The sequence below is a fragment of the Bacillus sp. EB106-07-01-XG149 genome (assembly GCF_058791555.1).
Window position 1 is genome coordinate 142,881 of record NZ_JBYTDP010000001.1, and the last position, 25,018, is coordinate 167,898.

At 34.4% G+C, this 25,018-nt stretch carries 26 protein-coding genes and 1 pseudogene; 19 read left to right on the forward strand and 8 right to left on the reverse strand.

The features are described from left to right. The first annotated feature begins 133 nt into the window (after window positions 1–133). Both AC3WTA_RS00725 and AC3WTA_RS00730 read left to right on the forward strand, forming a co-directional pair. Window positions 134–397 carry a hypothetical protein gene (locus AC3WTA_RS00725; protein WP_000409900.1) on the forward strand — a complete coding sequence of 88 codons (264 nt, stop codon included), beginning with the start codon at window positions 134–136 and terminating at the stop codon, window positions 395–397. Window positions 398–770: 373 nt separating this feature from the next. Further along, window positions 771–1,001: a hypothetical protein gene (locus tag AC3WTA_RS00730; protein WP_000789031.1), complete on the forward strand. Its 231-nt coding sequence runs from the start codon at window positions 771–773 to the stop codon at window positions 999–1,001. Between the two features lie 260 nt (window positions 1,002–1,261). Here the strand turns inward: AC3WTA_RS00730 and AC3WTA_RS00735 are convergent, their stop codons facing one another. Next, window positions 1,262–1,693: a cytidine deaminase gene (locus AC3WTA_RS00735; RefSeq protein WP_000939247.1), complete on the reverse strand. Its 432-nt coding sequence runs from the start codon at window positions 1,691–1,693 to the stop codon at window positions 1,262–1,264. Window positions 1,694–1,863: 170 nt separating this feature from the next. On the opposite strand from AC3WTA_RS00735, the pseudogene AC3WTA_RS00740 reads away from it, so the two are divergent. The 8 genes and pseudogenes from AC3WTA_RS00740 to dltD all read left to right on the forward strand — a co-directional run. Further along, window positions 1,864–1,926, forward strand: a pseudogene (locus tag AC3WTA_RS00740) (ankyrin repeat domain-containing protein); the annotation flags it as partial. A 17-nt stretch (window positions 1,927–1,943) separates the two neighbouring features. Beyond that, complete coding sequence (locus AC3WTA_RS00745; RefSeq protein WP_492332778.1) at window positions 1,944–2,540, forward strand: DJ-1/PfpI family protein; 597 nt, start codon at window positions 1,944–1,946, stop codon at window positions 2,538–2,540. A gap of 394 nt (window positions 2,541–2,934) precedes the next feature. Beyond that, window positions 2,935–3,291, forward strand: coding sequence for an FtsB family cell division protein (locus tag AC3WTA_RS00750; protein WP_001228713.1), 357 nt, complete (start codon window positions 2,935–2,937; stop codon window positions 3,289–3,291). Between the two features lie 259 nt (window positions 3,292–3,550). Continuing rightward, window positions 3,551–3,877 carry a DUF3870 domain-containing protein gene (locus tag AC3WTA_RS00755; RefSeq protein ID WP_000271317.1) on the forward strand — a complete coding sequence of 109 codons (327 nt, stop codon included), beginning with the start codon at window positions 3,551–3,553 and terminating at the stop codon, window positions 3,875–3,877. A 154-nt stretch (window positions 3,878–4,031) separates the two neighbouring features. Further along, a complete protein-coding gene (locus tag AC3WTA_RS00760) occupies window positions 4,032–5,093 on the forward strand; it encodes a dipeptide epimerase (RefSeq protein WP_122974116.1) in 1,062 nt (353 codons plus the stop codon). A gap of 39 nt (window positions 5,094–5,132) precedes the next feature. Further along, window positions 5,133–6,134: a C40 family peptidase gene (locus AC3WTA_RS00765; protein WP_000755434.1), complete on the forward strand. Its 1,002-nt coding sequence runs from the start codon at window positions 5,133–5,135 to the stop codon at window positions 6,132–6,134. A gap of 20 nt (window positions 6,135–6,154) precedes the next feature. Next, entirely contained in the window at window positions 6,155–7,777 is a 1,623-nt protein-coding gene (locus tag AC3WTA_RS00770; protein WP_000758263.1) for a peptide ABC transporter substrate-binding protein, read from the forward strand. A 333-nt stretch (window positions 7,778–8,110) separates the two neighbouring features. Further along, window positions 8,111–9,292 carry a D-alanyl-lipoteichoic acid biosynthesis protein DltD gene (gene dltD / locus AC3WTA_RS00775; RefSeq protein ID WP_000782287.1) on the forward strand — a complete coding sequence of 394 codons (1,182 nt, stop codon included), beginning with the start codon at window positions 8,111–8,113 and terminating at the stop codon, window positions 9,290–9,292. Window positions 9,293–9,331: 39 nt separating this feature from the next. On the opposite strand, the gene AC3WTA_RS00780 is transcribed toward dltD, so the two are convergent. Further along, window positions 9,332–9,556 carry a hypothetical protein gene (locus tag AC3WTA_RS00780; protein ID WP_098822469.1) on the reverse strand — a complete coding sequence of 75 codons (225 nt, stop codon included), beginning with the start codon at window positions 9,554–9,556 and terminating at the stop codon, window positions 9,332–9,334. A gap of 171 nt (window positions 9,557–9,727) precedes the next feature. Next, complete coding sequence (gene uptA / locus AC3WTA_RS00785; protein ID WP_000254807.1) at window positions 9,728–10,333, reverse strand: undecaprenyl phosphate transporter UptA; 606 nt, start codon at window positions 10,331–10,333, stop codon at window positions 9,728–9,730. A gap of 277 nt (window positions 10,334–10,610) precedes the next feature. On the opposite strand from uptA, the gene AC3WTA_RS00790 reads away from it, so the two are divergent. Next, entirely contained in the window at window positions 10,611–12,011 is a 1,401-nt protein-coding gene (locus AC3WTA_RS00790; protein WP_000711892.1) for an HD domain-containing protein, read from the forward strand. 191 nt (window positions 12,012–12,202) lie between these two features. Here AC3WTA_RS00790 and AC3WTA_RS00795 read toward each other — a convergent pair whose 3' ends face one another. Continuing rightward, window positions 12,203–12,967, reverse strand: coding sequence for a DUF1836 domain-containing protein (locus AC3WTA_RS00795; protein WP_000447228.1), 765 nt, complete (start codon window positions 12,965–12,967; stop codon window positions 12,203–12,205). 259 nt (window positions 12,968–13,226) lie between these two features. On the opposite strand from AC3WTA_RS00795, the gene AC3WTA_RS00800 reads away from it, so the two are divergent. Together AC3WTA_RS00800 and AC3WTA_RS00805 are read left to right on the forward strand one after the other, a co-directional pair. Next, window positions 13,227–13,676 (forward strand): hypothetical protein, encoded by a 450-nt coding sequence (locus AC3WTA_RS00800; RefSeq protein ID WP_000914488.1) that lies wholly within the window; start codon window positions 13,227–13,229, stop codon window positions 13,674–13,676. Beyond that, window positions 13,664–13,972, forward strand: a complete 309-nt coding sequence (locus tag AC3WTA_RS00805) for a YxcD family protein (RefSeq protein ID WP_000447756.1) — start codon at window positions 13,664–13,666, stop codon at window positions 13,970–13,972. The genes AC3WTA_RS00800 and AC3WTA_RS00805 overlap by 13 nt, the downstream gene beginning before the upstream one ends. Before the next feature lie 24 nt (window positions 13,973–13,996). On the opposite strand, the gene AC3WTA_RS00810 is transcribed toward AC3WTA_RS00805, so the two are convergent. From AC3WTA_RS00810 to AC3WTA_RS00825, 4 genes are all read right to left on the reverse strand, one after another. Beyond that, a complete protein-coding gene (locus AC3WTA_RS00810; RefSeq protein WP_001000576.1) occupies window positions 13,997–15,232 on the reverse strand; it encodes an NAD(P)/FAD-dependent oxidoreductase in 1,236 nt (411 codons plus the stop codon). After that, window positions 15,229–15,561, reverse strand: a complete 333-nt coding sequence (locus AC3WTA_RS00815; RefSeq protein ID WP_001080017.1) for a (2Fe-2S)-binding protein — start codon at window positions 15,559–15,561, stop codon at window positions 15,229–15,231. The genes AC3WTA_RS00810 and AC3WTA_RS00815 overlap by 4 nt, the downstream gene beginning before the upstream one ends. After that, entirely contained in the window at window positions 15,558–15,830 is a 273-nt protein-coding gene (locus AC3WTA_RS00820) for a (2Fe-2S)-binding protein (RefSeq protein WP_000182240.1), read from the reverse strand. Before AC3WTA_RS00820 ends, AC3WTA_RS00815 begins: the two co-directional genes overlap by 4 nt. A gap of 71 nt (window positions 15,831–15,901) precedes the next feature. Beyond that, window positions 15,902–17,563: a sigma-54 interaction domain-containing protein gene (locus AC3WTA_RS00825; RefSeq protein ID WP_000885725.1), complete on the reverse strand. Its 1,662-nt coding sequence runs from the start codon at window positions 17,561–17,563 to the stop codon at window positions 15,902–15,904. Between the two features lie 180 nt (window positions 17,564–17,743). Here AC3WTA_RS00825 and AC3WTA_RS00830 point away from each other — a divergent pair, with 180 nt between their 5' ends. The 6 genes from AC3WTA_RS00830 (at window position 17,744) to AC3WTA_RS00855 (ending at window position 24,917) form a co-directional block, all read left to right on the forward strand. Beyond that, window positions 17,744–18,919, forward strand: a complete 1,176-nt coding sequence (locus tag AC3WTA_RS00830; RefSeq protein WP_492332779.1) for an NAD(P)/FAD-dependent oxidoreductase — start codon at window positions 17,744–17,746, stop codon at window positions 18,917–18,919. Beyond that, a complete protein-coding gene (locus tag AC3WTA_RS00835; RefSeq protein ID WP_001257547.1) occupies window positions 18,916–19,953 on the forward strand; it encodes a proline racemase family protein in 1,038 nt (345 codons plus the stop codon). Before AC3WTA_RS00830 ends, AC3WTA_RS00835 begins: the two co-directional genes overlap by 4 nt. Further along, on the forward strand, window positions 19,950–20,891 hold the full coding sequence (locus tag AC3WTA_RS00840; protein WP_098822467.1) for a proline racemase family protein: 942 nt from the start codon (window positions 19,950–19,952) through the stop codon (window positions 20,889–20,891). Before AC3WTA_RS00835 ends, AC3WTA_RS00840 begins: the two co-directional genes overlap by 4 nt. A gap of 22 nt (window positions 20,892–20,913) precedes the next feature. Beyond that, window positions 20,914–21,810, forward strand: a complete 897-nt coding sequence (gene dapA / locus AC3WTA_RS00845) for a 4-hydroxy-tetrahydrodipicolinate synthase (RefSeq protein WP_000789607.1) — start codon at window positions 20,914–20,916, stop codon at window positions 21,808–21,810. A gap of 18 nt (window positions 21,811–21,828) precedes the next feature. Next, window positions 21,829–23,313, forward strand: coding sequence for an aldehyde dehydrogenase family protein (locus AC3WTA_RS00850; protein WP_098116496.1), 1,485 nt, complete (start codon window positions 21,829–21,831; stop codon window positions 23,311–23,313). Window positions 23,314–23,426: 113 nt separating this feature from the next. After that, window positions 23,427–24,917, forward strand: a complete 1,491-nt coding sequence (locus AC3WTA_RS00855) for an alanine/glycine:cation symporter family protein (protein ID WP_078183826.1) — start codon at window positions 23,427–23,429, stop codon at window positions 24,915–24,917. Window positions 24,918–25,018: the final 101 nt, after the last annotated feature.

Genomic DNA, 25,018 nt, shown 5'->3' on the forward strand with positions numbered 1-25,018 from the left:
ATGTTATTACGTTTTCATTGTCCAAGCATTCTTCTACTAACTACATATACTATTTATATTAAAGACAGTCGCTCTTTTCAATGGAACTGTTATTTTTCTATAAATGATATTTTAGAGGAGTAGGGGGATAAATTTGGAAAAGGAAGCACAAGGAAGAATTGAAAATCAAGTGTATTCAAATCGTGTATTAAGATCAGAATTTGATGCAAATTGGGAAACATGTATATCAAAAAGTGGTTATGTAATTTATGTAGCGACAAGTAATAATGCTGAAGTAATTGTCCTTCTTGGAGATGGTTCAAGTAAATTATTAATATTTGAAAAAGGCGGTAAAGTAGTAGTAGGCGGCGGTGGAACAAGTCATTACAGTAAACCGCATATCGCAAGAAATATTTAAGGTAGAACGCGTTAATTGAGAAGAAGCTGGAAAACGGTTCGTCATTCATGTTTAGAGCATGATAGACTAACCGTTTTTATTTCTTTAAATCATTTTAGAGGAACTTGATTTATTACAAATACATCGGGATGACTAGCGAAAATTGGAAGGGAATTGTACGGATAAGAATTCGAATTATAATATAAGTTTGGAAGAAACATAAAAGCAATATAAAAAAGCATTTCCTATTTCGGGAAATGCTTTTTCTATGTTATAGTATAATAGTGTTTCGAAAAGATGTTATTTTAATATACTTCAAATCTTGTTGTGTATTATTTTTATATTAAATTAGTCGTGCAAGTATTTTTTTATATAAGGAGTAACAATTAGAGAAATGAAAAATATAGACTTTATACTAGAAAGTGATGAGGCATTAAAACCGTCTGAACGATTAGTACTATTATTATTAGAGAAGCATAGAATGTTATATACGAACGATCTATTAGCGTTATCTAATTTATCATATAAAACATTAACGGATTCATTAACAGCGCTTGTTTTAAAATCATATGTGTTAAAGGAAACAGGTAAAGGAAGAAGACAGAATTGTTATAGATTAGTATGATAAGACTGCTTATTTTAGAGAATTTATATTGATATTTTTCGAATGTAAGGAGAAATAGAATTTTAATTTTCAAATGAAAAACGCGCCCGATGCGTACTTAAATATTTGAATTTCATTTTTATTAATGATAATCCTATCAGTAATAAGAATAGAAAAATAAAATAAACTGCATAAAAAAGAAATAAAAAAACAATCCATTTTAAAAATGGATTGTTTTTTTATTGGAATAATATTATTTGATGAATGGAAAACAGGAATGATTATTCTACTTCACTTGTGTACTTTTCAGGTAATAATTCCATTACGTTACATTTTACAAGTTCACCATTATAAGAAAGTATAACGTTTGTATTTTTTCCGTAATCACTTATTAATTCTCGACACATACCACACGGAGCAACAACCCAACATTTTTCTATGTCTTCATGAGGGTGTGGGTGAGCAACTGCTACAATGGTATCAAATTCATGATCGCCTTCTGAAATAGATTTTCCAATCGCCATAGCTTCACCACACACTGTAATTCTTCCAACATTCGCTTCAACATGCACTGCTGCATAAATATTACCTGTTTTAGTACGTACAGCGGAACCGATATGATGACGGCCATATTTATAGTTTTTTTCAATTACTTTTTCAGCAGATGTAATTAAATCATAGTCCTCACTATTTAAAGGTATTATTTGTAACATAATTTCTCCTCCTTATTAAACATAATTACCGCTATTTTAACAGAAAATTTTAATATTTAAAACAAAAGATGGAAATTGAAGATATAATATTATTATGTAAACTGTCGTTTTGACAGGAAAATATAGTAATTAATAGAACATATAGAAGAGTATACTTAAATATTTTGAAAGATGAGAGAATAGCATATGATATTGCATTAGAAAAAGGATACGAGCACCTTTTAAAACATTAAAAACAGGAAGTGAACGTATGATAAATAAATGGAGTGTAGGCATATTTTTATTTAACGAGGTAGAAGTGTTAGACTTTGCTGGGCCATTTGAAGTTTTTTCTGTAACCGAAGCGGATGAAGAAAAACCATTTACTGTTTATACAGTTAGCCAAAATGGAGAAATGCTTACAGCAAGAAATGGATTAAAGGTAAAACCGGATTATAGTATTGAAGATTTACCACCAATTGATATTTTAATCATTTCAGGTGGTAAAGGTGTTAGGGAAAATGAAGTGCAAAATGATATTATAATAAATTGGGTTCGTCAGCAAATGAAGGAAGTAAAGCTAATGACTTCAGTTTGTACGGGTGCGCTATTACTTGCGAAAGCCGGTTTATTGGAAGGCTTAAAAGCAACAACGCATTGGGCTAGTATTCAAACTTTCAAAGGTGATTTTCCGAATGTAGAAGTTATGGAGAATGTGAAATTTGTAGATGAAGGACACATTATTACATCTGCAGGTATTTCAGCTGGTATTAACATGTCATTTCACATTGTAAAAAATTTGTTAGGTGTGGAGATTGCTGAGGAAACAGCAAAAAGCATGGAATATGATATTGACTTACAAAATTAAAAAGCCCGATTTGGGCTTTTTTTATTATATTGAATGTATATAGGTAAGTTCCATTACAGATAATTTATGCTCCAAATCTTAGTTCTGAAACGATAGTATCGAATGTACGAAAATGCAGCTTTTTTCTCCTTGTAAGCATGTTAAAACGAGGAGAAATTTCGTATGTAAAAAAACTCTTCTACAATAGTAGAAAAAGAATAACAGAAACTACTATTTTATGGCAGCATACATAAAAAAATTCAAAGTAAATATGGAAATGTCGTCGAATGCTATCTTTAATTGGTTAATTTGTGAGATATTTTTGTGAAGGAGCTTATTTTATAAGAATAGAATTAAAGTTAGTAAGGGATTATGCCGAGGGTAGTGAAAATATATGTGTTAGGGGGATTTCATAATGAGGAAACTCAAGCGAATAAATGTTCCTAATATAGAAGAGCAACTATCACAGCCTAATGAGAAGCGAGCAATTAATAAGAAAAAACTAAGAAGATTTATATTCATGTTTATATTTATTGCGGCGACTACTTTGTACGTTCAATTTATTTTAACGAAACAACAAGAAATAATCGTAGAAAAAAAAGATACAATAACGAATCAAAAAAAACAATTGGTCTCTTTAAAGAAAGATCAGGATTCTTTAAAGACTAACATAGAAAATTTAACAGACGATGAGGAAGAAATTTTGAAGTTTGCGAGAAAAGAATATCAATTTTCTAAGTCAAATGAAACTATATTTGTGTTGCCGAAGTAGTGTAATAGAGCAGTTAGCGATTGCTAGCTGTTTTTTCATGTATGAATGGCATGGTACAAGTAACAATCACATATTGTAAAAATGAAGAGTTTGAGCTGTTTTTATAATTATGGAATATACACCGAAATAAATGTTGTTAAAATTCTGTCAATTGTATTATAATACAAGGTAAGCGGATACATTTTTTAATCAACGTTGAGTTTATCACTCATACGACTATTAAGAAAACCGTTATCCCGTATTAGAAAGGAAGGTAGCTGTGTACGCTTCAAATACAATTTATATCGTAGGGGATGCGAAAGCACCTCAAAATAATCCTATTACCGAAAAGTTCAAAAGTTATTTTGTAGCGTTTGTACTTGTTAAGGAGACAGGGGAAATTGTAGATGCAGATTGCTCAGCGACAATTGCGTTAACATCTCAATTCGTTAAATATTTGTTTCTACATAAAAATATTAATGATCCACTATTGGTAACTGAAATAAAAAATAGATACTTCGGTTCGTCTCAAAAAGCACTACTTGTAGCATTAAAAGATGCACAGAAAAAATATAATCAAATCGCTGCTTTGTCTACCCATTCCTAGACAAAATCCAGCCATAAGAATCTTCTTATGGCTGGATTTTTTTATTTCACATTAACTTCCTACATGAAAAGTAAGCGAAAGAGGAGATTTATTGCTCCCAAAAAATTAATTATTTTTTGGGGATTAAGGTTCCACTTTGTCAGACAACGAAAGGATGAGCAATATGAAAATTACCGATGTAAAAGTAAATCGTAGACGTGTAAATCTTCATACACCGTTTAAAACGGCGCTTCGTACCGTAACCGAAATAGAAAGTATAGATGTATATATTTATACAGATGAAGGAATTGTTGGGAAGGGTGCTGCAACCGCAACACCAGTTATTACGGGGGATTTCGCTAACGGGATTGAAGAAGCAATTTTAGGACCGATGCGTTCCTGTTTAATTGGTCAAGATATCATTCAATTTCAGCAGTTACTGCAGCACATTCAAATGAGTTGTATTGGAAACCCAAGTGCGAAAGCGGCGGTAGATATCGCTTTATATGATGTGTATTGTCAACACCAAAACGTTCCACTTTACGCATTATTAGGCGGGAAGAAAGAAATTTATACAGATATTACGGTGAGTGTAGATGAGCCTTTTATTATGGCGAAAGAGGCAAAGCAACATGTAGAAAAAGGATTTCAAACTTTAAAAATTAAAGTGGGAAAATCTGCTCATTTAGATTTAGAACGTATTGAAGCAATTCGAAATAGTATACCAAAAAATACGACGTTACGATTAGATGCAAATCAAGGGTGGAACCGAAAAGAAGCGGTTACGATCATTAAAGAGATGGAAAATCGTAATTTAAATATCGAGTTTATTGAACAACCTGTTCATGCGAAAGATTGGGATGGGTTAAAGTATGTCAAAGATCATGTACAAACGCCCATTATGGCAGATGAAAGCATATTTTCAGCGCGTGATGCATTGAAAATCATTCAAGGAGGATATGCAGACTTAATTAATATTAAATTAATGAAATGTGGTGGCATACGTGAAGCGTGGCGTATTGCCGATATTGCCGAAACAGCTGGCGTAAAATGTATGGTCGGAAGTATGATGGAATCTTCACTTTCTGTTAGCGCTGTAGCCCATTTAGCAGCTGCCCATCCTAATATTCATTACTTCGATCTTGATGCACCGCTTTGGTTAATGGAAGAACCGGAAGGAATGACGTATTCAGGGTCAAAGGTAAACCTTCAATCGACAGTGAATAGTAAATCTTAGGAGAAGAGACTAGTAAACTATCTTTTAAGGGGGATATGTATGAAAAAAGTAGGAACTGCATTTTTAACAACTTTATTTATATTTTCATCGTTTACATCAGCAAATGCTGAAGAGAAGAAAGATAGTAAAGCGTTTATCGATGTATCTGCCGCAACACTTTGGACTGCGCCTGATTCATTACGGCCAATAGATGTACCGAGCGCTACAAATCCAGTTGATTTATGGAAGTGGACGAAATCGATGACGCTTGACGAGAAACTTTGGTTAACAGATGCAAATAAATTAGAAACGCAAGCACTATTAGGTCAAGAAGTAACGGTTGTTGATAAAAAAGGCGACTGGGTGAAAGTGTTAGTCCATGGTCAACCAACACCACGAAACGAAGAAGGTTACCCGGGATGGATGCCTGAAAAACAATTAACATATAATCAAGAATTTGCAGATAAAACAAATGAACCTTTCGTATTAGTAACGAAACCGACAGCTATTTTGTATATTAATCCTTCTGAAAAACATAAATCGCTTGAAGTGAGTTATAATACGCGACTGCCGCTACTTAGTGAAGATACAATTTCGTACCGCGTGTTGTTACCAAACGGACAGAAAGCTTGGCTACGAAAAAATGATGGAACGGTTTACCGTTCTCAAAATGATATTCCAACTCCGGCGGCTGATGATTTAATAAACACTGGAAAAATGTTTTTAGGATTACCGTATATATGGGCTGGTACGAGTGGTTTTGGATTTGATTGTTCTGGATTTACACATACGATTTATAAATCGCACGGTATTACTATTCCGCGAGATTCTGGTCCGCAATCGAGAAATGGAATTGCAATTGATAAAGAAAATTTACAAAAAGGCGATTTAATCTTCTTTGCACATGATCAAGGAAAAGGTAGTGTTCACCATGTTGCTATGTATATTGGTGACGGAAATATGATTCACTCACCAAGAGCTGAAAGATCTGTAGAGATTATACCGCTAAATACACCAGGATATATAGAAGAATACGCTGGTGCTCGTCGTTACTTACCTTAAAAAATAGAGGGGGTTTTCAAATGAAAAAAGTTGTTCGTTACTCATTAGTTAGTACTCTATTAGTTTCTTCATTTTTAGTAGGATGCGCAAAAGAAAAAACAACGACAAAGCCGAAAGATGAGAAGAAAGTATTACAGTTACTAGAAACTGGTGAAATTCCTTCATTAAATTCAGGGAAAGTAACAGATGCAGTATCATTTAACGTTTTAAATAACGTAATGGAAGGATTATTTCGTTTATCGAAAAATGATGAAGTGATTGAGGCTGGAGCACAAAAATATGAAGTAAGTAAAGATGGAAAAACATATACATTCCACTTGCGTGAAGCGAAATGGTCTAACGGAGATCCAGTAACAGCACAAGATTACGTATACGCTTGGAAGCAGCTTATTAATCCGGATACTGCTTCTCAATATGCATACATTGCGTACGATGTGAAAAATGCGGAGAAAATAAATAAGAAACAATTAGGGTTAGAGGAATTAGGAGTGAAAGCGACGGATGATAAAACATTCGTTGTAGAACTAGAACATCCAGTGCCGTATTTTACGAAATTACTTATTTTACCGTCCTTCTATCCAATTAACGAAAAATATGCGAAAGAGCAGGGCGATAAGTACGGATTAGAAGCAAATAAAGCGGTGTATAACGGGCCATTTACATTATCAGAGTGGAAGCATGAAGCAAGCTTTACAATGAAGAAAAACGATAAGTATTGGGATAGAAAAGAAGTGAAGCTAGATGAAGTAAACTATCAAATTGTTAAAGAAATTTCAACTGCGGTAAATTTATATGAAACAGATAAAGTTGATAGAGCTGTCATTTCTACAGAATTCGTCGATAAATATAAAAATAATAAAGAGCTAAAACAATATACAGATCCGGTTATGTACTTCTTCCGATTCAATGAAAATGTACCGATTCTTAAAAATAAAAATGCACGTCTTGCGCTAAGTACAGTGTTTGATAAGAAAGGACTTGCGAATTCATTTTTAAATGATGGTTCGGTTGCTGCTAACTATTACGTACCAAAAGGATTTTTAAAAGGTCCAGATAAAAAAGATTTTAGAAGTACAGCAGGTGAGTTTAATAAAACTGATGTAAAACAGGCGAAAGAATATTGGGAAAAGGCGAAGCAAGAGACTGGTACAAATGAAGTAACGCTTGAGTTATTAAACTATGATTTGGAAAACTTTAAGAAAGTAGGAGAGTACATTAAAGAACAGCTAGAGAAAAACTTACCAGGCTTAAAGGTAAATGTAAAATTACAACCACATACGCAAAAGCTAGCGCTAGAGAAGAAGAAAGAATATGAAATGTCATTATCACGCTGGTTACCGGATTATCCAGATCCAATGACATACTTAGAAGTATTCCTTTCTGGAAGTAGTGTGAACAATACAGAATATGCAAACCCAGAATATGATGCGTTAATTAAGAAGATTAAAACAGAATTAGGTAATGATGAAAAAGCTCGTTGGAAAGCAATGCAAGATGCTGAGAAAACGTTACTGGATGATGCAGTAATTGCACCGGTATTCCAGCGCGGATTATCATACTTACAAAAGCCATATGTGAAAGATTTATATGTACATCAATTCGGTCCAGCTACAAGTTTAAAATGGGCAGATGTACAAAAATAAAAGTATAGAAAAACAGACTTCACGTATGTGATAGTCTGTTTTTTTGTACAGTTTCAAATGTAGAGACATTTTATATATTTTTTCATGTCTTAAAAATAAAATTATTAGTAAAATTCCAGTGTGAAATTTATGTAGAATCTTGTATAATTAACGTGTTTCTATGGAAACATTTTCTTGTGTTATTTATATAGGACTTAATAGAACAAGGAAAGAAATACATACATGTATATAATAGATAAATAGAATGGAACATGTATAGAGAAAAAGGAGAGAAATGATGGCGTGTCAAAAACAAGGGTTACAATTTAATAGCGATAGAAAGAGGAAGAGACGATGAAAATGAAGCATGCTTTTGGTCCCATAATTTTAGCGTGTGTGTTTTTTTTCATTATCATACTCATCCCATCGAAAAGTTTAGTATCACTTATTAGTGATAAGAAGGTAGAAGATGCGGCAACTTCCTTACAAAAAGAAAAATTGCAAAGTGTTTTCTTACAGCAAAAAATGTTAGAGAATTCGCAGTATTTACCGATGTATGGTTCATCTGAATTTTTACGAATGGATGCATATCATCCGTCTAATTACTTTAAAGTAAATCCCGCAGGTTTTACACCATATTTAATGGGGATTGGCGGTACGCAAAGTTTAGCTCATATATTAAATATGACGTCTACAATGGATGAGTTAGAAGGTAAAAAAGTAGTCTTTGTTCTATCACCACAATGGTTTACAAAGACTGGGGTATCACAAGGGGATTTTACGAACAATTTCTCTAAGCAACAAGCATATCATTTTATTTTAAATGATGAAATAAATGCTGAAATGAAGAAGCAAATTGCGAAACGACTATTAGACTATAAAGTTGTTCAAAAAGATGATATATTAAAGCATTCATTAGAAGGTATTGTATATAATGATACGAAACATAACATAAAAGCAGGTTTAGTTAAACCACTTGCTTATATGCATCGAAATATATTAGATCATAGAGATTTATTTAACTCTTTATTTAAGATTGAACCGATGAAAGAAAAAACTAATATGGGACTACGTTCAATATCTTGGGTAGATGCACGTAAACATGCAGAAGAAGAAGGGAAATTGGAATCTACTACAAACACATTCGGAATTGAAAATCCGTATTACTATAAACATAATTTGAAGAAAAAATTAAAAGGTTTAAAAAACTTTAGAGCAAATGAATCATATGAAGAATCACCAGAATATGATGACTTACAAATTGTTTTAAATATATTTAAAGAGAAAAATGTTAAGCCACTATTCATTTCTGTACCTGTAAATGGACCGTGGTATGATTACGCTGGTTTCCCTAAAGAACGCCGCGAAGTGTATTATAAAAAAGTTCGGGAACAAGTTGAGAAAGCAGGATACCCAGTAGTTGATTTTTCTGGCCATGAATATGATAAGTATTTCTTAAAAGATACAATTCATTTAGGTTGGAAAGGCTGGATTTACTTTGATGAAGCAGTGCATAACTTTTATACTGAAAAATAAGTGTGGAGAAAAAGGAACGGCTATAAGCTGTTCCTTTTTTTAGTACAGAGGATTTTGATGTGGGCAATTCGGAAAGGCATGTATATCTTGAATTTGTCTAAAATCATAATGCTTCATTGCGAATTGAGCTTGATAAAGGTATTCATACACATATAATTGACCATCATGTACTGAACATAATACACCAGAAGTTCCTTGCCCGTTCATGAAAGAAATGCCGATAGGGCGTCCGATTAAGTATTGTATTTTTTGTTGCCAATGCATAGGGGAATCACTCCTTTTTGAGATAATATACGAAATGGACGAGTGAATTGTTGCTTATCCATGTAAATGTTAAACTGAAGGGTTTTCTTGTAATTTCTACAGATTAGTCAATTTAAACATAAAAAACCGCTATAGTTCGTAATGAATGTATAGCGGTTTTTATTTATTATCTTAAGCAAGATTTTTACGTTTTTTTGTCCATTTTTTAATGATGAAGTATAAAAGAACGAGTATGACACCGCCAATTGCGAATGATTTCACATATGGCCCAGCAATATCATTAATATTCTCCCAATTTTGACCTAGTTTTTCACCTAAATAAATGAAAATGATAGACCAAGGGATGATTGCAAGTGCTGTTAATGTAGTGAAACGTAATAATGGCATTTTTGTAATACCAGCAGGAATTGAAATCGCATGACGTACTACTGGAATAAAGCGTGCAGTGAAAATTACACCAGTCCCGTAACGGTTAAACCAATCTTCAGCTGCATCTATATGTTTTTTATGAATGAAAATATATTTTCCGTATCGTTCTAATATAGGTCGTCCACCGTATCGTCCAAGCCAATAAATAAAGATTTGAGCAATAACGCCGCCAATTGTACCGAATGCAACGGCGCCTACAAATGAGATACTACCATTGAATACTAAGAATCCCGCATAAGCAAGGACGATTTCACTTGGAATAATCTCAATCATTAGACCAAGCATAATGCCCCAATAACCTAATCCTTCAAAAAACGTTAATACTGAATGAATAAAACTACTTACCATTGTTGCACCTTCTAGTTTATGTATTTTTGAATAAATGTCCCTTTATTTAACAATGTAAAAGGTTCACTATATGTAGATTATACCTTATTTATATAGGGGATTGCTATTTCAATTCTTTTATGTCTTGCATTAGTAGTTTAGTAAAGGATATAAGCCCAGTTTTCATGAAGAGATAATAAATATTCTCTTATCACTTAGACAGGTACTTCACTTTCAAAAAACGAATTATAATGTTAATAAAATTTTTATAGAAAATTAACATGATGAAGGTGAAAATATGAAAAAGGAATTATTAGAAAAGGCCTCATATCTACATAAAGCAGAATTAGAACAACTACATAAAGCTATATTAGTTTCCGAGAAAGCTCATGAAGGACAATTTCGCGTTTCAGGTGAGCCGTATATTACTCATCCATTTGCAGTTACAGAAATTTTGTTAGATTGTAAGGCAGATATTATAACTTTAGTTGCAGCATTATTACATGATGTGGTGGAGGATACAGATTATACAATTGAGTATATACGTGATATATTCGGTAAAAAAGTGGCTGATATTGTAGAAGGGTTAACTAAAATTGATAAAAAACAAATCCCTAATAAAGAAGAGTATGAAGCAATAAACTTAAAGAAATTATTGTTAGCTACGCAAGGAGATATAAGAGTAGCTATTATTAAAGTGATAGATCGTCTACATAACATGAGAACTTTACAGGTGAAAGCTGTAAAGAAACAAATTCCTTATGCAAATGAAACACTCAAAATTTTCGCTCCGATTTGTAAAAGGCTAGGGATATTTCATATTCAACACGAGTTAGAAGATTTAGGCTTTTTTTATCTTAATTATTCTAAATATAAGGGAATGAAAATTCTTTTACAAAAGTATGTTAAGTTGTTAGAGGATTTGTCTCAAAATATAATGCAAGATATAAATACTTTTTTAAATACATCTTTAATATTTGAAGTTGACTATGAAGTAAGCCCTATTTATACAGCTTATTCTCGTCTCCAAGATATTCAAGACATTACAGCAGTGTCAAAAATAATTATCACGGCCTCAAATAATTTAGACTGTTATAAAATATTAGGAATTATACATCAGCTATACAAACCAATTCCATATCAATTTGAAGATAATATAGCAATTGAAAGTGATGTATTAAACAAATACTTAAAGACCAAAGTGGTAATCAATAACCATGAAATAATGATATGTATTGAAACAAAAATAAATCAGGAGATACGAGATAAAGGGGTATTTCATATTCTTACAAAAAGTATAACTGATAAGGATATGCAAAATATAATTCATAAATTGATGGATCATTTTATTAAGACAAATGATCTAGTAACTCAAGATGCGATTGAATTTTATGATTTAGTATCATATGAACTATTCCAAGATAACATTGTAGCATTTACTCCTAAGTTAGATTCCGTGAACTTACCGCAAGGTTCTACTGTAATTGATTTTGCTTTCGCATTAAACCCTGAGATTGCTAAGTATATGTCAGGTGCCAAAGTTAATGGTATAAATAAACCGATAACAACGAATGTTTCACATCTAGATATCATTGAACTTTTGGTAACTGAAAACATTAGTAATGTGAGACAGGATTGGTTAAGTTTTGCTAATAGCTCAAAAGCTCAAATCGAAATTTGTAAAGAGTTACAAAGATGAAGGAATTAAATTTATCGAGAAAATTTTTTCGGAATTTAATAGAATGAAATAATCATTTTTGAATTAATAATAGGCGCTTATGATTTTTCATAATTAATACCTAGAAAAACAAGTATCCACCTGTTATATATTAGGACAGGTGGATACTTGTTTTCATTATAAAAAAATAGAAGCATTTCTGCTCCTATTTTTTACGGTTTCACTTCTAAATTTTGTAAAAATAAAGTTGCTGTTACGTAACGTTTCGCTAACATTTGTACATAAGCGGTATGTACAGAAAGTGTCGCAATAATAATAGCGTTACGAATTGCTTCACGTTGTTCGTTGTTAACCTGATCGAACTTGCTTGCGATTTTATCAGCTTTTTCTTTTACGATGTTTTCAATTGTATGAACTGTATCTGTTGCATTTAGTTGTAAGCAATTCCCTTGATTGAGTTCTTCAAATAGGGAAGAGTATGCTCCATATAAATGAACAGGATTGATTAAGTCATCACTTCGATCGGCTGGGTCATTTACGATAAGGCGTAATAGCTTACGAATGGATTCAAAATCAAGTGCTGTTTTTAAATCTTCGACAATGAATAGTAAGGCTGCTTGTTCAATTGAATATTTTTTCCCTTTTTGAGGGGAGCCAATCATTTCTTTAATATCTCGTTTTACCCAGTTTTGCATGGCCGTTACTGAGAAACTTGTATTTTCAATCTGATTTCCAAGCGCAACTATTTCATTTAATGAAAAACCGACGTCTGTATCATCAATTTTAATCAGTTTTTCAAAAATAGGTGAAAGTGCGGTAGTAATAAAAGCAGTTACGCTTTGTCCGCTTTCAATATCTTTTTTATGTGACTTTGCCCACGCTTCTTGTAAAATACCGAGAGGCTTTTTCGTATTCCATCCTCTTAAAGATAGAAGAAGGGTAGCCATTTCGTTTCGTGTGAGATGAAATGTTTCCATCTTTTCACCTCCAAAAATATTAAAAAGTTCTTATGAACCTATAATATGTTTTGTTTCATTTAAAGTCAATTCTGTTTTGCTTAATTTTTCCTTTGTCACCAAACTGTTGTAAGTAAATAATGCTTGCATATTTCGACAAAAGTTCATATAATAAGTTCATAAGAACCTTTAAAATGTTTTTAAAAACAAATCTATCATTCTGAATTTACTAGAAAGGTAGATTTCACATATATCTATATAAAAGGAGAATGGATATAATATGTTGAAAAAACTTGTAGCAGTCATGACAGCATTCATGGTTATCTTTGGAGCTAGTAGCTTCATGTTTGTAGATCACGCAGCAGCGAAGAGTTACAAATCTGGTAAAAAATCATACACACCAAGTTCTGGTCAAAAGTCAAAAGTTGATTTGAACAAAAAAGATACTAACGTGAATTCACAAAAAACAACAACAGATTCAAAAAACAAAGCAACAAACACAGCACCAAAAAGTAATAAAGGAAGCTTTATGAAAGGTTTATTACTAGGTGGTCTTGGTGGTTTACTAATGGGTAGCTTATTTGCAAATATGGGAGCTCTTGGTTCTGTATTAGCGTTTATGGTAAATATGTTAGTAATGGCTGGTATCGTAATGTTAGCAGTTCGTGCATTTAAATACTTCAAAGATCAACGTAAGAAAAAGGCAGATGAAGTAGCATGGAAACAATAAAAATTTCTGAACAAGAATTAATAAATGCACTTTGCGTATATATCGCTGAAAAAAGACAAGTTGGTCCAGAAGAAGTTTTAGTTGAATTAATGTATGACGATGACTATGGTTTCTCTGCTGAAGTAGAGGTAAATGGTCGCAAACAAATTTTAATTCAAGCGAACTTAATCGAAGCACTACGCTTATTGCTTGATAGAGAATATAATGTCAATTCATTTGCAGCAAGGTTACAACTTGAATTAGACGATGAAGAAGGCATTTACGCATTAGCAAAGTTTAATAACTCAAATGAGTAGAAAAAAGAGCTGTTGAGAGTAATCTCAGCAGCTCTTTTTAGTATGTGCATATGCTTGGGAATAATCACGCCAAATTTCATTCATTTTCCGTCTACCGACATCAATCATCGGGTTAAATTGAATGGCAGCTTGTTGTCGTACGGTATGTACATGTTGGATCGCCTGTTGCAAGTGTTGTTCAACCGAATGGGATTTTGTATTTGCTTGTTTTACGATTGAATATCCAGCAACAGTTCCTTGTGCCATAGCGATTTTTCCGCTTTCAATGCCAGTTATATTGCCGGCTACAAATAAACCGGTAAGAGGGGTTTCCATCGTTTCGGAATGGAGAGGAACGTGCCCGCCTAATTCCGGAATGTAACGGAAAGGACAACCAGCTAAAGCGGCTAGCTCAGCAAGAGGGTATAAGCCACCGGCAATACAAACGAAGTCTGCCTCATATATTTGTTCCGATCCAGTTATGATGTTTCCTTTCGTATCAATAGTAGCAACGCGTACACCTTCAACTTGATCTGTACCGATAATTTCAAGAGCTGCTTTTCGAAGGTGAAGTGGTGTGCCATTTATTTTCATACCGTTATTTGGATAGAAGTTTAATCCAGCTTGTTTCGCCCAATTATATTTCATCAATCGACTACCTATACGTAATAAAGGCGAAGGGGCAAGGTGTGCAGCATGTAATAGAGAGTTTAAAACTTCTTCTGGTTCACCAGCCTTTTGACTTAATTCACTTTTTTCAGGAAGTACGATATGTTCCACTTTAATACCTGCTAATTGTAATTCATTTAAAATAGCGAAGGACAAAATGTTAGCACCAATGATTACTCCTTTTCGCCCAACTTGAACGCGATGTACATTTGTCATTACTTGGGCTGCCCCGATTGACATGACTCCTGGAAGTGTCCAACCAGGAAGGGGAATGGAGTATTCAGCAGCGCCAGTAGCAAGTAAAACGAACGGTGCTTTTAACGTACCGATATTCGTATGTACGAACCAAGAACTTTCATCTTTATCTAAATTATAGACGGAAATGCCGCATCGAATATCAACTGAAAGTGATTTTGCTTCTTCGTGAAGGCGTTTTGATTCTTTTATTCCGTTCCACCATTCTCCAGTAGGTTCTTGATGTAATTGTCCGAGCAACCTTCCGCCAGGCTTCATAAATTCATCAATAACAAGTACATTTAGTCCAAAGTGAGCACAAGAGATGGAGGCTGACAAACCTGCTGGTCCAGCTCCGATAATAATGACATCATTCATCGCTTTTTCACCATCTCTCTCACGATATTTGGATGCTGTTTACCACTATCAACTACCATATCTTTTTCTACAACAGTTAAGCATGCTCGTACGTTCGTTTGATTGTTTACTGTGACGCGGCATTCAGAACAATGTCCAATATTACAGTAAATACCTCGTGGCGTCCCGCTATCTTCATGCACTCTTAAAGTTCTTATTCCGTTTGCAAGTAAAGCCGCCGCAATGGTTTCATGTTCATAGGCTTCATATTGTTGCCCGTTAAATTGGAAAGTGATGCGCTTACTACTATTTAAACTTCCTAAAATAGGGTGATGTGTAATTCTATTCATTGATTTTCACCTACCGCTCCAAAGGTAACTGCGCGAACTGGTGGTTGATATTTTAATGGCATTTCATTAGTGTTTACGTCGGGATTTGCACTTTCAATCATTCGATCTATCATCATTCTACATGTGCGGCCACCGCAAAATCCCATGCCAGCACGTGTTCTTAGTTTTAATTCTCTTGCCGAGCATTTATATTCAGCAATTGTCGATTGAAGTTGTCCGTATGTAACTTCTTCACATCGACAAACAATTAAGTGATCTTTATTCGTCATATGTATTCCTCCTCTAGTTCGGTTTGCACAAATTATTATGCAAAAACTATGCCATAGTAGAGAAGGAATGTTTATTGTAATCCGAGTTTTTTTAGGCGGTTATATAAAGTGGCCCTCGTAACACCAAGCTGTTTTGCGCATTCTAATTTATTCCCATTCAAAATACGTAATGCCCTCTCAATGACTTTTTTCTCATGTTCATCCATCTCTTCTTGCAAAGAGAGAATTGTATGATTGTTGCTGAGTAATAGGGAATGAGCCGTATGATTGTCTAACGTTTCAGTTGTATGAAATGGTAAATATTCTTGTTTTATAATACCGTCAGTTGCAAATACGACAAGTCTTTCAACAACGTTTCGGAGCTCGCGAATATTACCTGGCCAATTGTAATGAAGCAGTTCATGCATAATGCTTGAAGGCAAGTCACGAATTGGTCTGTTATAGTTGATTGAAAAATCGTTTAAGAAAGAATATGTTAATTCAATAATATCTTCGCGTCTTTCACGCAGCGGTGGAATATGCAAGCTAACTACATTTAGGCGATAGTATAAATCCTCTCGAAACGTACCTTTTCTCATTTCTTCTTGTAAATCACGATTTGTAGCAGCGATAATACGGAAGTCAATATTGATCTCTTTTTCTCCACCAACTCGGTAATATTTTCGTTCTTGTAGTACACGCAACAGTTTTACTTGCATATCAAGTGGCATTTCTCCTATTTCATCAAGAAATAATGTACCGCCTTGTGCGAGCTCTATTTTCCCTTTTTTCCCTTTACTACTTGCACCAGAAAACGCCCCGCGTTCATACCCGAATAATTCACTTTCAAATAACGCTTCTGGAATGGCGCCGCAGTTAATTGAAATGAAAGGTGCCTTTGCTGCCTCGCTTGCTTCATGTATCGCTTTTGCAAATACTTCTTTTCCAACACCACTTTCGCCGAGTATTAAAACAGTTGATTTCACCGAACAAACTTTTCTAGCTAATTGTATCGTTCTTTGTATAACAGGGCTTTTTCCATTCATCGCAAGGAAAGGGTCGGATTCATCTTTGTACTTTGCAACCTCTTGTTCTAAACGGTGCATTTCATGTGACATATTAAATAGTTTTTCGTTTAAAGCAACTTGATTTGTAACATCTGTTTCTGAAACGACCGCTCCTATAATTTCATCGTTACAATACACTGGGTTTGAATTTATTAATACGAACAAATCTGGACGGGGCTGATGGAATTGAGCGATTATGCTTTTTCCGTCATGTAATGATTGCAAGATTTCCAAATCTTTATAGTCAAAAAAACGAGTGATAGGTTGTCCAATAATTTCAGTATGGTTGACTGAAAAAATCTTTTCGGCGCCATCTGTCCAAGTGCGAACACATTCTTTATCATCGATAACTGTAACAGAAGAATCCGTTGTTTGTATTACGGTGTTATAAAAAGATTGTAGTTCATTGTAAGTCTTAACAAGGAATGGAATAATTTGCTGAGCCATTATACAACATATAGGCTCTTTATTTTCGTTCATTACGATAACGGCCATTTCATTAGAAAACGCGTCAATTAAAGCGGTGAATGAGTCATCTTCATATATAACTGTGCAGTTATATTTTTCTGTAGTAGAAGGGTGGTAATAAAATTTTCCGTTAACTTGTTCAATATGTTGCATGTTGTATGTACGATCAATTGATAAAGTTTTTAGAAATTCTTTTATTGTAGGAAATGAGAATGCCATATTGTCCTCCTGTTATGTATAAAAATTTTGACAGTGATAAAAAAATAATACACCTATTTACGATAAATTTAAAATATTTTTACAAATAAAAATATTTTTTATAAAAAGTGTATGTAAGTAGAGTTGGCATGTCAATTGCATAAAAGAAAGTGAGGGAATAAAAGAAGGGAGGGGTGCTACGTGAGGCACTGTGACGTTTTAATAATAGGTGGTGGAATTATAGGTTGTTCTATCGCTTATTACACTTCAAAATACGGAAGAGACGTAACAATCATTGAAAAAGGGGAATTTGTCAGTGGAACGTCTTCACGGTGTGACGGGAATATTTTGGCTATTGATAAAGATCCAGGCTTTGATAGTCAAATGTCTTTAGTTAGTCAAAAATTAGTAACAGAATTAAGTGAAGAGTTGGAGCACTCATTTGAATATAGAGCGCCAGGAAGCATTCTCGTATGTGAGTCAGACGAAGAAATGGAAGCTGCACAGCAATGGGTGAATCGTCAAAAGGAAGCTGGATTACCGTTTCGAATGCTTGATAGACACGATATAAGAGAAGAATCGCCATTTTTTGCAGATGATTTATTAGGCGGGTTAGAATGCGCAACGGATTCAACTGTAAATCCATATCTTCTTGCTTTCTCACTTCTTGCAGAATCGAAGAAATTTGGTACGAAAGCTTTTAATCATACGGAAGTAAAAGAAATGAAAAGAGATATAGACGGTTCCTTTATTGTAGAAACGACAAATGAGACGTTTACTGCGAAGCAAGTGGTGAACGCAGCCGGTGTATGGGCTCCAAAAATCGGACAAATGTTAGATGTAAATGTCCCAATTGAACCGAGAAAAGGGCATATTATTGTAGCTTCAAGGCAACAACACGTTGGCTGTCGAAAAGTAATGGAATTTGGTTATTTAATTTCTAAATTTGGCGGAAAACGAAAAGTGGATGCTTTAACTGAAAAATATGGGGTAGCTCTTGTATTTGAGCCGACAGAGAGTCAAAATTTTTTAATTGGTAGTAGTAGAGAGTTTGTAGGGATGCATACGAGGATAAATAACGAGGTTATTAAATGTATTGCGAATAGAGCAATTCGCTTTTATCCGAAAATGGCGGATATGATGGTGATTCGTTCATATGCTGGATTACGCCCGTGGACAGAAGACAATTTACCGATCATTTCACGTGTGGAACATATCCCGAATTACTTTATAGCGGCAGGGCATGAAGGAGATGGCATTAGCCTTGCAGCTGTTACTGGGAAAGTGATTGAAGAATTATTAAATGAAAAAGAAACAATTATTCCTATTGAACCACTTCGTTTGAGTCGTTTTACAGAAAGGGTGTTAAACGGATGAGGTCACAAAGAGTCTTTACGACGATTGATACACATACGGGCGGGAATCCAACGAGAACATTGATTAGTGGACTTCCTAAGTTAATTGGAGAGACGATGGCAGAGAAGATGTTACATATGAAAAAGGAGTATGACTGGATTCGCAAATTGTTAATGAATGAACCACGTGGTCATGATGTAATGTCAGGAGCATTATTAACAGATCCATGTCATTCTGAAGCAGATATTGGTGTTATTTACATAGAAACAGGTGGATATTTACCGATGTGTGGTCACGATACAATTGGTGTATGTACAGCTTTAATTGAATCAGGTTTAATTCCGGTAGTTGAACCGATTACTTCGTTAAAGTTAGATACACCAGCCGGCTTAGTTGAAGTTGATATCTTTGTTCAAGATGGAAAAGCGAAAGAAGTCTCTTTCTGTAACATACCAGCTTTTTTACTGAAACATATTACTGTACAAGTCGAAGGAATTGGAACTGTAGAAGCAGATATTGCGTATGGAGGGAATTTTTATGCCATTATCGATGCGAAGTCAGTAGGTTTAGAGTTAGTACCAGAAAACGCATCTACAATTATCGATAAGGCAATTCATATTAGAAATATCATTAATGAGGAATTTGAAATCATACATCCGCAGTATTCGTTTATTAGAGGGTTAACCCATATTGAATTTTATACAGATCCTACTCATGAAAGTGCTCATGTGAAAAATACAGTTGTCGTTCCGCCAGGAGGAATTGATCGTTCTCCATGTGGTACAGGAACATCAGCGAAGTTAGCTGTATTATACACAAATCAAAAAATTAAAGTGGATGAAGAGTTTATTCATGAGAGTATCGTGGGCTCTTTATTTAAAGGGTGCGTCATAAATACAACATCTGTAGAAAATATTGAAGCTGTCGTAACGAAAATTACAGGTTCAGCTTGGCTTATGGGGATGCATAGATTTTTTTATAATGAAAAGGACCCACTGAAAGAGGGCTTTTTGCTAATTCCGCCGATGGAACATGAAACGGAGGATGTAAAATGAACATTCAAAAAATGTATACAGCAGTAGACGTACATGTAAATGGTGAAGCATTTCGTGTAATGAAAGATGTACCATGCAAATACTACTACAGTTTAGAGCAATTAAACGAACAATTTTCAGGTGAATTAGCAGAAGAAATGAAGCTTTTATTAAATGAGCCACGTGGTTTTATCGGATTAAATGGATGTATTGTCGTTCCTTCTATTCATATGGAAGTCGATGCCGCTGTATTATTTTTTAATCATGAAGGATCCATTCCGCTTCATTATGGAGGCATTGTCGCAGTCATAACGACGTTACTAGAAAGCGGGTATTTAAAAAAGAGAGAGACGAACCAATACAAAATCGAAACGCTATCTGGTATATTTTCAATCCATGCGTATGTAGAGAATGATGAAGTTGTATCAGTTTCGTTTGAAAGTAAACTATGTTATATGATTGAGAAAAATTTACAAGTGGGTAATATAAGTTACTCTCTCATTCAGGCAGATAAAGTATATGCAGTTGTAGAAAAGGATGCATATTCACCAGAAATCAGTTTTGAAAATATCTCTAAATTAAAAAAATGGGGCGAAGTTACACTTCAAGCTATACAAAAACAGTCATTAATAAAAAGACTTATTTTAGTAGAATCTATGCAAACAGAAAAGAACCATATAAAGTCGATTACATTTCATGAAGATAACTTTATAGTACGTTCGCCTGGTTTTGTTTCTACTATTGTATCTTATGTTCATACATTATTTAAAAATGATTATATAGCGGATAAAGCTTTTAAAAATGAAAGTATTTTTAATAGCTTTATAACAGTGGAACAAGTGAAGAAAGAAGAACAAGGATACATTTTTCGCTTTGAAAGTAGAGGGTTTATTACAGGAATGCAGACGTTTCTATTAGACTCTACAGATCCGTTTCCGACAGGATTTTTATTAAAATAAAATAGTAAAGGGAGAGATAAATATGAAAAACATTAAAGGAGCATTTCCAGTATTAATCACACCGATGGATGAGTTTCAAGAAATTAATTGGAACGGTGTAAAACAAAACGTAAACTATTTTATCGATCAAAAGGTAGCTGGCATTATTATTAATGGAAGTACAGGAGAGTTTGTTAGTTTATCAAAAGAAGAACGATTTAAAATGGTAGAAAAAGTATTAAAAGAAGTTGATGACCGTATTCCAGTTATTGTAGGAACTGCAGCAGAAACGACGAAAGAAACGATTGAATATACGAAACATGCAGAAGCACACGGAGCGGATTGCGCATTAATTATTAACTCGTACTATTGTAAGCCGAAAGAAGAGGAAATTTATTTTCATTTTAAAGAAATCTCAAACGCTGTAAATATACCAATTATGTTATACAATAATCCGTTTACATCTGGTATTAATATGAGTACAGAGCTCATGCTACGTATTGGAAAAGAATGTGAAAATGTTACACATATTAAAGAATCTAGCGGAGATATTCGTAAAGCAAGAGATTTAGTACGACAAGGCGAAGGTGCTTTTCAAGTATTCTGTGGATCTGAAGATTTAGTTATGGAATCTTATTTAGTAGGTGCAACGGGATGGGTTTCAGTAGCAGGTAATATCGTACCGGGACTTGTTACGAAAATGTATGAGCATTTCCAAAATGGTGAATTAGAAAAAGCTTGGGAAATAAACGATGCTATTTTACCTCTTTGCGAGTTTCTTGAAGGATCAGGAAAATATGTACAAATCGTTAAACGCTCAATGGAATTACACGGGCAAGCCGGGGGACCTTCTCGTTATCCGAGACTCGGATTAACTAAAGAAGAAGATCAAAAACTTCAAATGATTATTTCAAAAATTGCAGCTCATGCAGCTGTTTAAATAAGGAGGAAATCATATATGTTAACGACAAACATTGAGTTGAGACCAAAAGTAAAAGCGTTTTTAAATGAAGAAATTAAAATGTTTATTAATGGTGAATTTGTACCTTCCATTAGCGGGAAGACATTTGGAACATACAATCCAGCAACAGAAGATGTTCTAGCTATCGTATGCGAAGCGCAAGAAGAGGATATTGATGTCGCAGTAAAAGCGGCAAGATCTGCATTTGAATCAGGGCCTTGGGCAGAGATGACTACCGCTGAAAGAGCGCACCTTATTTATAAATTAGCAGACTTAATTGAAGAGCATGGAGAAGAATTAGCGCAATTAGAAGCTTTAGATAATGGGAAGCCATATCAAGTAGCACTGGATGATGATATTGCAGCGACTGTAGAAAATTATCGCTATTATGCGGGATGGGCTACAAAAATTATCGGGCAAACAATTCCGATTTCAAAAGATTACTTAAATTACACACGCCATGAACCCGTTGGCGTTGTAGGTCAAATTATCCCATGGAATTTTCCACTCGTTATGTCTTCTTGGAAAATGGGAGCTGCACTAGCAACAGGATGTACGATCGTATTAAAACCAGCAGAGCAAACGCCTTTATCGTTATTATATACAGCGAAGCTCTTTAAAGAAGCAGGTTTTCCAAACGGTGTTGTAAACTTTGTTCCAGGTTTTGGCCCTGAAGCAGGAGCTGCAATCGTAAACCATCATGATATTGATAAAGTAGCCTTCACAGGTTCAACAGTTACAGGGAAATATATTATGCGTCAATCTGCAGAAACAGTTAAACATGTAACGTTAGAACTTGGTGGTAAATCACCAAATATCATTCTAGAGGACGCTGATTTAGAAGAAGCGATTAACGGCGCATTCCAAGGCATTATGTATAATCACGGCCAAAATTGTAGTGCCGGTTCTCGCGTGTTCGTTCACCGAAAACATTACGAAACAGTCGTAAATGAACTAGTGAAAATGGCGAATAACGTGAAACTTGGAGCAGGTATGGAGAAGGAAACGGAAATGGGTCCACTTGTATCTAAAAAGCAACAAGAGCGTGTGCTACATTACATTGAACAAGGAAAAGCAGAAGGCGCTACTGTTGCTGCTGGTGGTGAACGTGCATTTGAAAAAGGTTATTTTGTACAGCCGACGGTATTCACAAATGTTACTGATGATATGACAATTGTGAAAGAAGAAATTTTTGGACCAGTTGTTGTAGTACTTCCATTTGATTCAACAGAAGAGGTCATCGAAAGAGCAAATCGCTCTTCATACGGACTCGCTGCGGGCGTATGGACACAAAATATTAAAACTGGACATCAAGTTGCTAATAAATTAAAAGCAGGAACAGTATGGATTAATGATTATAATTTAGAAAATGCAGCTGCACCATTTGGTGGCTTTAAACAATCTGGTATCGGTCGTGAGTTAGGTTCATATGCGCTTGATAACTATACAGAAGTGAAGAGTGTTTGGGTAAATATAAAGTAATAGAGAGTCTAACTGTTAATGAATAGAGATACGGACAACTGGAAGCTTTAATAATAGTTGTCCGTTTTCTTATATATAAAATAGCTTTTAAAAGAATGATAAGGGGGATTTGGATGGAGCAATTAGTAGAGTGGTTAGTAGGGCAAGTATGGAGTATTGGGTTAGTTGTTTTTGCATTAGGAGCAGGTGTGTATTTTACAATTGCCACTCGTTTTCTGCAAATTCGTTATTTTAAAGAGATGATTAAACTATTATTTGAAGGGAAGAGCTCGGAGACGGGAATTTCATCCTTTCAAGCATTTTGTTTAGCCTTATCAGGTAGGGTTGGAATAGGTAATATCGCAGGGGTGGCGACAGCTATCGCTTTTGGGGGACCAGGAGCCGTGTTTTGGATGTGGGTAATGGCTCTTTTAGGAGCAGCGAGTGCATTTGTTGAATCAACATTATCTCAAGTATATAAAAGTAAAGTCGGAAATGAATACCGCGGTGGTACACCATATTTCATTGAAAAAGGCCTGAAAATGAAATGGTTTGCAGTCATTGTAGCGGTTGTTGTAACACTTTCATATGGCGTTTTATTACCAGGAATTCAGTCTAGTAGTATCGCAATTGGATTTGAAAACTCTAATGGCATTAGCAAATATATAACTGGAATATTATTAGTTATATTATTAGCATCAATCATTTTTGGTGGCGTAAAGAGAATTGCAGGCGTTTCACAAATGCTTGTTCCATTTATGGCAATTGGATATGTAATTGTTACATGTATCGTATTAATTGCGAATGTAACGGAAATTCCAAGTATGTTTGCTTTAATTTTCTCTAGTGCTTTTGGTGTAAATGAAATGTTTGGTGGAATCGTCGGTGCAGCAATTGCATGGGGTGTAAAGCGCGCTGTATTTTCAAATGTAGCTGGTGTTGGAGAAGCGACGTATAGCTCCGCTGCGGCTGAAGTATCTCACCCAGCAAAACAAGGGTTAGTTCAAGCATTTTCTGTATACATTGATACAATTGTCGTATGTACAGCGACAGCTCTTATGATTTTAATAACAGGTATGTATAATGTTATACCTGAAGGGAAAAGCGCTATTGTAAAGAATATAGGGGATGTTGATGCTGGTCCAATCTATACACAACAAGCAGTTGAAACTGTTATAACGGGATTTGGTCCATTATTCATTTCAATCGCAATTTTCTTCTTCGCATTTACAACTTTACTCGCTTACTATTATATCGCTGAAACGACACTTACTTATTTAGATCGTGAGCTTAAATATAGCTGGTTAAAACCAGTATTAAAAATTGGATTTTTAATTATGGTTTACATCGGTAGCGTTGAATCAGCGTCGCTTTTATGGAATCTTGGAGATTTAGGAATCGGTAGTATGGCATGGTTAAACTTAATCGCGATTCTACTATTAAGTAAAATTGCATTAAAAGTGTTAAAAGATTATGAAGCGCAGAAAAAAGAAGGGAAAGATCCCGTGTTTGATCCTAAAAATGTGGGAATTGAAGGTTTAACATTTTGGGAAGAAAGAAGTAAAGAACTTGAAAGGAAAAATTATAAAGAACAAACAGTAGTGGATGATAGCTTGAAATTTTAGTATAAATAAACTGAATATTCGTTCTATTTAACGAGGTATATTGCCTTCTTTTCATCACATACTACAATAGGTACACATAATTGGAATGGGGGTAATAATAA

What these genes read in the sequence shown, in the direction of transcription:
- AC3WTA_RS00730 (WP_000789031.1), top strand. Translation starts at nt 771, where the DNA reads ATGAAAAATATAGACTTTATACTAGAAAGTGATGAGGCATTAAAACCG.
- AC3WTA_RS00735 (WP_000939247.1), bottom strand. Translation starts at nt 1,693, where the DNA reads ATGTTACAAATAATACCTTTAAATAGTGAGGACTATGATTTAATTACA.
- AC3WTA_RS00745 (WP_492332778.1), top strand. Translation starts at nt 1,944, where the DNA reads ATGATAAATAAATGGAGTGTAGGCATATTTTTATTTAACGAGGTAGAA.
- AC3WTA_RS00750 (WP_001228713.1), top strand. Translation starts at nt 2,935, where the DNA reads ATGAGGAAACTCAAGCGAATAAATGTTCCTAATATAGAAGAGCAACTA.
- AC3WTA_RS00760 (WP_122974116.1), top strand. Translation starts at nt 4,032, where the DNA reads ATGAGCAATATGAAAATTACCGATGTAAAAGTAAATCGTAGACGTGTA.
- AC3WTA_RS00765 (WP_000755434.1), top strand. Translation starts at nt 5,133, where the DNA reads ATGAAAAAAGTAGGAACTGCATTTTTAACAACTTTATTTATATTTTCA.
- AC3WTA_RS00770 (WP_000758263.1), top strand. Translation starts at nt 6,155, where the DNA reads ATGAAAAAAGTTGTTCGTTACTCATTAGTTAGTACTCTATTAGTTTCT.
- dltD (WP_000782287.1), top strand. Translation starts at nt 8,111, where the DNA reads ATGAAAATGAAGCATGCTTTTGGTCCCATAATTTTAGCGTGTGTGTTT.
- AC3WTA_RS00780 (WP_098822469.1), bottom strand. Translation starts at nt 9,556, where the DNA reads ATGCATTGGCAACAAAAAATACAATACTTAATCGGACGCCCTATCGGC.
- uptA (WP_000254807.1), bottom strand. Translation starts at nt 10,333, where the DNA reads ATGGTAAGTAGTTTTATTCATTCAGTATTAACGTTTTTTGAAGGATTA.
- AC3WTA_RS00790 (WP_000711892.1), top strand. Translation starts at nt 10,611, where the DNA reads ATGAAAAAGGAATTATTAGAAAAGGCCTCATATCTACATAAAGCAGAA.
- AC3WTA_RS00795 (WP_000447228.1), bottom strand. Translation starts at nt 12,967, where the DNA reads ATGGAAACATTTCATCTCACACGAAACGAAATGGCTACCCTTCTTCTA.
- AC3WTA_RS00800 (WP_000914488.1), top strand. Translation starts at nt 13,227, where the DNA reads ATGTTGAAAAAACTTGTAGCAGTCATGACAGCATTCATGGTTATCTTT.
- AC3WTA_RS00805 (WP_000447756.1), top strand. Translation starts at nt 13,664, where the DNA reads ATGGAAACAATAAAAATTTCTGAACAAGAATTAATAAATGCACTTTGC.
- AC3WTA_RS00810 (WP_001000576.1), bottom strand. Translation starts at nt 15,232, where the DNA reads ATGAATGATGTCATTATTATCGGAGCTGGACCAGCAGGTTTGTCAGCC.
- AC3WTA_RS00815 (WP_001080017.1), bottom strand. Translation starts at nt 15,561, where the DNA reads ATGAATAGAATTACACATCACCCTATTTTAGGAAGTTTAAATAGTAGT.
- AC3WTA_RS00820 (WP_000182240.1), bottom strand. Translation starts at nt 15,830, where the DNA reads ATGACGAATAAAGATCACTTAATTGTTTGTCGATGTGAAGAAGTTACA.
- AC3WTA_RS00825 (WP_000885725.1), bottom strand. Translation starts at nt 17,563, where the DNA reads ATGGCATTCTCATTTCCTACAATAAAAGAATTTCTAAAAACTTTATCA.
- AC3WTA_RS00835 (WP_001257547.1), top strand. Translation starts at nt 18,916, where the DNA reads ATGAGGTCACAAAGAGTCTTTACGACGATTGATACACATACGGGCGGG.
- AC3WTA_RS00840 (WP_098822467.1), top strand. Translation starts at nt 19,950, where the DNA reads ATGAACATTCAAAAAATGTATACAGCAGTAGACGTACATGTAAATGGT.
- dapA (WP_000789607.1), top strand. Translation starts at nt 20,914, where the DNA reads ATGAAAAACATTAAAGGAGCATTTCCAGTATTAATCACACCGATGGAT.
- AC3WTA_RS00850 (WP_098116496.1), top strand. Translation starts at nt 21,829, where the DNA reads ATGTTAACGACAAACATTGAGTTGAGACCAAAAGTAAAAGCGTTTTTA.
- AC3WTA_RS00855 (WP_078183826.1), top strand. Translation starts at nt 23,427, where the DNA reads ATGGAGCAATTAGTAGAGTGGTTAGTAGGGCAAGTATGGAGTATTGGG.